A 4098-nucleotide genomic window follows, 5' to 3' on the forward strand; every position below is an offset into this window, starting at 1 on the left:
GTTGCGGTCGTTCAGTTGTCCGCACAGCGATACTGAAAGCTGCCCTCCGTTCAGGCGAGTATAGACCGCCGCCGAAACGGCGGACAAGCGCTCTGGGGTACGAACCTGTTGTTAGGCTCCGTTCGGACTGGTTCAATGACAGCTAGTGAGAATGCGGTGCTTCCCTTATAGGGATACTATGAAGTTCCTGCACTCGGCCGATTGGCAGCTCGGCAAGCCCTATGGCCGCTTCGAGCCGGACATTCGCGCGGTGCTAACCGAAGCGCGCTTCGATGCGATCGACACGCTCGGCAAGGCCGCAGTGGAATTGGGCATCGTTCATATCCTCGTGGCTGGCGACATTTTCGACAACGAAGGGCCAGAGGATCGCACGATCGTCCAAGCTGTGTCGCGGATGGGGCGCTACAGCGTCAAATGGTGGCTTCTTCCCGGCAACCATGACTTCGCCCGCAACGGCGGCTTGTGGAATCGGGTTCGACAGCGGGCTGGGGATGGGATCACTATCCTCGCCGATGCGACGCCATACGAGATCGACAGCGGGATCTGGCTGTTGCCGGCCCCACTTGTCCATCGTCATAATCTGGAAGATCCAACCGCCCAGTTCGACGGCATGGAAACGCCAGGCGCGACCTTGCGGATCGGACTTGCTCATGGCTCGATCCGTGATTTCGGGAGCCAGGGCGAGACGAAGAACCAGATCGCTCCCGATCGGGTGCGCCGCTCCAGTCTTGACTATCTTGCGTTGGGCGACTGGCACGGGGTGCTTAAGGTCGATCAACGCACATGGTATGCCGGCACGCCCGAGACGGACCGGTTTCAGCGTGACGAGCCGGGTCATGCCCTCGTAGTCGACCTAGCAGCCGGTCGCGAACCGGAGGTCACGCCGCTTCGAACGGGGCGTTTTCAATGGCTTCGGCGGGAGTGGCTGGTCAATGAACTCGCAGCATTCGATGCCGAGAACGACCGCCTGCTCGACGCCGTCGATCCTTCGGCGGTCCTGCTGCAATTGACGCTCACTGGCATTACTTGCCTGAGCGACCGGATCGCGATGCTTCGTCATCTCGAAGATGATCTGGCGCATCGCCTGCGGTATCTCGACGTCCGCGCCGATAATCTGGTCGGGCGCCCAAGCGACGACGACCTTGCGACCCTCGCCGTGGAAGGCATGCTCGGCGCGGCCGCCGCCAAGCTGGCGGCGGGCATCGATGCCGAGGGCCAGCACGCCACCCTTGCGAAACGAGCGCTTGAGCGACTGTTCGTGGAATATAGCCGTGAGGAGCGACCATGAGCCTGCGCCTCCGCCGGATCGTCCTCGATGGGTTCCGCAAGTTCCGCACGCCAACGGTGATCGAGGGCCTGACCGACGGCCTCAACATCGTCATTGAGGATAATGAGACCGGCAAATCGACGCTCCTCGAGGCGCTGCGCGCTGCATTCTTCGTCCGTCACAATACGAAGAACCAGCTCGCGCAGTCGTACGCGCCGCATGGCGAGGCGGTCGGTCCCAAGGTCGAGGTGGTGTTTGAGGCGGACGGCGCGCCGTGGTCCGTGTCGAAGCGATTTTTGCGCGGCGCATCCGTGGAGGTGACCGGACCGCAAGGTCGGGCGCAAGGCGAAGATGCCGAGACCCGGCTCAATACCTTGTTAGGATCTGTCAAGGACAACAGTCGGAGCGGCGACGTGGCGAGTTACGGCGCGCTCGGTCTTCTTTGGGTTGCGCAGACTGAAGCGCTGGCCGTGTCTGCCCCGGGTCAGATCGTGCGTGATACCATCACCTCGACCCTTGAGGCCGAGGTCGGTTCGATCATGGGCGGTCCTGCTTACAAGAAGGTTCGCGCCCGAGTGGATGATCAATATGGCGCCTATTGGACACCGACAGGTCAGAAGAGGGGACGTCAAACCGAAGCGCGTGAACGGCTCGAACGCGCTGATGCGGCGGCAAGGGACGCGACTGAGCGACTGGCGGCCCTCGAGCGGACCTTCACGGACCTGGAAGGCGCTCGCGCCAAGCTGAAGGTCATCGAGCGGGAGGTCAGCGACGAAACCGATGCAGAGGCGCGGCGGGCGCTGCTAACGTCATTGGAAAATGCCCGCACTGCGGTCCAGATCTTGGCGACCCGGCGCGCCGAACAAGAGGCGGCGAGCGGGAAGGTCGCCGCCTTGCAGGAACTGCAGCGCCGGCACCTGCTTGCCACCGACGCACGAGACAAGGCGCAGGCGGCGCTTGGCGATGCGCAGACGCGCCGCCATCGTATCGGCGAGCGCTTGCTCGAAGCCCGTCAGCGTGTGGCAGATGCGCGAACGTCCCTTGAAGATGCGCGGGGCACGCGAGCGGCCACCAAGGCCGCGGCAAGCGCGGGTGAACAGCTTGTCGCTGGGCAGAAACGGGCAGCGGCAAGCAGGGCCGCTCGCGCCAGACACGCCGAGCTTCTCGCACTGGAACGTGAGCATCGCGACGCGAAGGCCCTTGCCGACACCGCCATACCGGCGATGGGGATCGCGGCGCTCGAGGCAAACGAGCGCGCCGTCGCCGAAGCCAGAGCTGTGTTGAACGCCGGTGCGACCCGGATCAGCTATGTCGGTCCGGAAGGGGCAGTGCTGATCGACGGTGAGGCGATCACCCTGGGCGAGCGCACTTTGACCCGCTCGACGACCTTCAGTTTCGGGAAGGCAGCGTTGACCGTTATCCCACCCGGCGCTGCGGAGAGCGCCGAGGAGGCCCTCATGGAGTCAAAGCGCAAATTAGCGGCGGCGCTGGAAGAACTCCGGGTCGCTGATCTGGCCGGTGCCCGCGCTCGCAACGAACGGGCCCGCGATGCGACGGCGGAGATGCGTACGCTGGATGCCCGCATCAAGGTCGTGACGCCATCTGATCCGATCATCGATCTTGTCGCGGGTCCGGAAGCCCTAAAGCTCTATATGGCAGAATTGAGCGGCGAGGCCGAGAATGCCCAAGACGACGTCCCGGATCTGGCCGCGTTGTCCCAGGAGCTGAACGCGGCCGAGGACCGGTTGGCCCGGGCCGAAGGCGTCCAGGAGAGTGCGGTCGACTTGCTGCGGCGCATTGAGGAAGAGGATGGTCCCCTTGTGACGATGGAGGCCGCCGCCGCGAGCGATCTTGCCAACGCCCAAAGTCAGATCGACGAGGCCGAAGCGCGTCCAGAATTTGCGACCCTCACTGAGACCATCGGATCGGCGCGGGAGCGGGCGGCCGAATGCGCCGTCAAATTAGAGGACGCCGAGCGCAACGCGACGGCGCATGATCCAGCCGCGATCACGAAGAAGATCGAGGTGATCGACGCGCGCAGCCGAACGGCGACGGAAGCGCGCAGCCGGCTCCTGACCGAGATTGCGCGGCTGGAAAACACGATTGAGATCGAGGGCGGCAACGGCCTTGGCGATCGTGCCGCTGCTGCGACGGAAGAAGCCGAGACCGCGCGGACTGCGTTCCAGCGCGTGACCGTCGAAGCCGACACATTGAAGCTGCTGCGCGACACGCTTGACGAGGCCCACGCCGAGATATCTACCCAATTCGTCGGGCCCGTCGCGAGACGGGCGAAGCGCCACATCGAGCGATTGCTGCCGGGGTGCGAGTTGCGCTTCTCCGAGGACCTCGCTCTGGTCAGCGTGACCCGCGGTGGCCTAGCCGAGGAATGCGAGAACCTGTCGCGTGGTACGCAGGAGCAGCTGGCTGTGCTTACCAGGATCGCGTTTGCCGACATGCTACTCGAACAGGGTCGGCCGGTGTCTCTCATACTCGATGATCCGCTGGTCTATTCCGACGACGGTCGGCTGGACACGATGATCGAAATCCTCACCGAGGCCGCAACGCGCATGCAGGTGATCCTGCTCACCTGTCGCGACCGGGCATTTCGGCATATCCCAGGCAATCGAATCTCGTTAGGTCGGTGATGTAATGAATCTCTCAAAGTGGTTTGCGGATACATGACCATGGAACGCGCAGCGATTGTCCATAAGGGATTCCCGGCGACCGGGCGTCGTTCCGGAGACGGTTTGGCGATCCGATGTGATGGTTACGCGCCCCACAGCGGCTCGGCATGCAATGGCTGACCGCAGCGCCCTTTCGACGATTCTTGG

General features: G+C 63.7%; 2 protein-coding genes. Both read left to right on the forward strand.

Going from position 1 to position 4098, the window contains the following annotated elements; genetic code table 11:
* The first annotated feature begins 178 nt into the window (after positions 1-178).
* Positions 179-1288: a metallophosphoesterase family protein gene (locus ACP5E6_RS16735; protein ID WP_427956062.1), complete on the forward strand. Its 1110-nt coding sequence runs from the start codon at positions 179-181 to the stop codon at positions 1286-1288.
* Positions 1285-3912, forward strand: coding sequence for an AAA family ATPase (locus tag ACP5E6_RS16740; protein ID WP_427956065.1), 2628 nt, complete (start codon positions 1285-1287; stop codon positions 3910-3912). The genes ACP5E6_RS16735 and ACP5E6_RS16740 overlap by 4 nt, the downstream gene beginning before the upstream one ends.
* Positions 3913-4098: the final 186 nt, after the last annotated feature.

This window comes from Acidiphilium sp., assembly GCF_049977125.1.
In the GTDB taxonomy this organism is placed as follows: Bacteria; Pseudomonadota; Alphaproteobacteria; order Acetobacterales; family Acetobacteraceae; genus Acidiphilium.

Excerpts from the sequence above, each read along its gene's own strand:
- ACP5E6_RS16735 (WP_427956062.1), top strand. The coding sequence starts at position 179 with ATGAAGTTCCTGCACTCGGCCGATTGGCAGCTCGGCAAGCCCTATGGC.
- ACP5E6_RS16740 (WP_427956065.1), top strand. The coding sequence starts at position 1,285 with ATGAGCCTGCGCCTCCGCCGGATCGTCCTCGATGGGTTCCGCAAGTTC.